Genomic DNA, 2,500 nt, shown 5'->3' with positions numbered 1-2,500 from the left:
ACACCGGGCGCTGCACCAGGATCCGGGAGCGGGCACAGCAGTCCTGGCCGGCGTTGTCGAAGACCGCGTACGGCGCGCTGGCCGCCGCCCGTTCCAGGTCGGCGTCGGCGAAGACCAGGTTCGCCGACTTGCCGCCCAGTTCCAGGGTCAGCCGCTTCACCTGGGCGGCGCAGCCGGCCATGATCCGGGTACCGACCTCGGTGGAGCCGGTGAAGCAGATCTTGCGTACGGCCGGGTGGCTGACGAACCGCTCGCCCACCACGTCACCCCGGCCGGGCAGCACGGTGAGGACGTCCTCGGGCAGGCCCGCCACCAGGGCCAGCTCGGCCAGGCGCAGCGCGGTCAGCGGGGTCAGCTCGGCCGGCTTGAGCACCACCGTGTTGCCGGCGGCGAGCGCGGGGGCGAAGCCCCAGGCGGCGATCGGCATCGGGAAGTTCCACGGCACGATCACCCCGACCACGCCGAGCGGCTCGTGGAAGGTGACGTCCAGCCCGCCCGGCACCGGGATCTGCCGCCCGGTGAGCCGCTCCGGCGCCCCCGCGTAGTAGTCGAGCACATCCCGCACATTGCCCGCCTCCCACCGGGCGTTGCCGATGGTGTGTCCGGCGTTACGTACCTCCAGCTGCGCCAGCTCCTCAAGGTGGTCATCCACCACCGCCGCGAACCGCCGCAACAGCCGCGCCCGCTCCCCCGGCGCCACCCCCCGCCACCGCTCGTACGCCCGCTGAGCCCGCCCGATCGCCGCATCGACCTCCCCCACCGACCTCCCCGCAACCTCCCGCAACACCGCCCCGGTAGCCGGATCCCGCACCACCCCCACGCCCCACCCTCCCTCACCCTCGCCCTCACCCTTGCCCCGCCGATCTTGCACTTTCTGTCGGGACATAAGCCACCCATCACCACGAATCAGCGACCGAAAGTGCAAGATCGCGGGGAGTCTGCGGGCGGGGACGGTCAGAGGCGTTCGAAGCCACGGGTCAGTTCCCAGTCGGTTACGGCGGCGTCGAAGGCGGCCAGCTCGACGCGGGCCATGTTGGCGTAGTGGGCGACCACGTCATCGCCGAAGGCGTCCCGGGCTACCTCGGAGGACTGCCAGAGGGTTAGGGCGTCGCGGAGAGTGGTGGGGACGCGTTCTGCCGCCGCGTCGTCGTAGGCGTTGCCGGTGCACTCCTCGCCCAGCTCCAACTCCCGTTCGATGCCGTACACCGCGCCCGCCACCAGGGCCGCGATCGCCAGGTACGGATTGACGTCCGCGCCCGGCACCCGGTTCTCCACCCGCATCCCCTGGCCGTGCCCGACCACCCGCAGTGCACAGGTGCGGTTGTCGGTGCCCCAGCGCAGCGCGGTCGGCGCGAACGAGCCGGGCTGGTAGCGCTTGTACGAGTTGACATTCGGCGCGAAGAACAGGCTCAGCTCCCGCATCGTGGCGAGCAGCCCGGCGAGTACCCGCTGCCCGGTGACGCTCAGGTGCGCCGGGCCGTCCCCGAGCAGGGCCGAGCCGCCGGAGGTGTCACGCAGCGAGAAGTGGATGTGGCAGGAGTTGCCCTCCCGGGCGTTCGGCTTGGCCATGAAGGTGATCGACATGCCCTGCTGGGCGGCGATCTCCTTCGCCCCGTTCTTGTAGATCACGTGGTGGTCGGCGCAGGTCACCGCCGCGTCGTAGCGGAAGGCGATCTCGTGCTGGCCGAGGTTGCACTCCCCCTTGGCGCTCTCCGGGGTCAGCCCCGCGCCGGCCATCTCGGTGCGGATGCGGCGCAGCAGCGGCTCCACCCGGGCGGTGCCGAGCAGCGAGTAGTCCACGTTGTACTGGTTGGCCGGGGTCAGGTCGCGGTAGCCGCGCTGCCACGCCTGCTCGTACGTGTCGCGGAACAGGACGAACTCCAGCTCGGTGCCGGCGTACGCGGTCAGCCCGTACTCGGCCAGCCGGTCGAGTTGGCGGCGGAGGATCTGCCGGGGCGAGGCGGGCACCGGGCCGGAGCCGTCCAGCCACTCCAGGTCGGCCAGGAGCAGGGCGGTGCCGGGCTGCCACGGCACCCGGCGCAGGGTGTCGAAGTCCGGCTTCATCGCGAGGTCGCCATAGCCCCGGGACCAGCTGGACATCTCGTACCCGTCGACGGTGTTCATGTCGACGTCGACGGCGAGCAGGTAGTCACACCCCTCGCTGCCGTGCGCGACGACCTGGTCGAGGAAGTACGGGGCGTGGAACCGCTTGCCCTGCAACCGGCCCTGCATGTCGACCAGGGCCAGCGCCACCGTGTCGATCTCGCGATCGGCGACGGCCACCCGTAGCTGTTCCAGTGTGAGCGGCGCTCTCTTCATGGGCAGCCCTCCATCACCAAGGTCTACTGGCATCACCGAACCCCGTCAATGCCCAAGATGCAAGGAAGGGCCCCTTGTTAACGCCTGGAGGGCGGATTCGAGGGGTCGTTGCAACATGGTGGTCTAGCCGGTGACGGCTAGGAGCTCGCCGAGCAGCGACGGCGACGCCGAATCGGTGATC

The 2,500-nt window shown here is 70.6% G+C and carries 2 protein-coding genes; both read right to left on the bottom strand.

What is annotated here, in order from left to right; all coding sequences use genetic code 11:
* Positions 1 to 820: aldehyde dehydrogenase family protein (locus AB0M52_RS33165; RefSeq protein ID WP_363961800.1), on the bottom strand; the 820-nt coding region annotated here is incomplete at its 3' end.
* Positions 821 to 954: 134 nt separating this feature from the next.
* The gene (locus AB0M52_RS33160) at positions 955 to 2,319 is read right to left on the bottom strand and encodes a glutamine synthetase family protein (protein ID WP_363961799.1); all 1,365 of its coding nucleotides are present in this window, start codon (positions 2,317 to 2,319) and stop codon (positions 955 to 957) included.
* Between the last annotated feature and the right edge of the window lie 181 nt (positions 2,320 to 2,500).

The sequence above is a fragment of the Micromonospora sp. NPDC051296 genome, from assembly GCF_040682255.1.
GTDB classification, from domain to species: domain Bacteria; phylum Actinomycetota; class Actinomycetes; order Mycobacteriales; family Micromonosporaceae; genus Micromonospora; species Micromonospora craterilacus.
The sequence above is the reverse complement of the archived record's forward strand: the minus strand, read 5'-3'. Positions and strand labels throughout refer to the sequence as shown.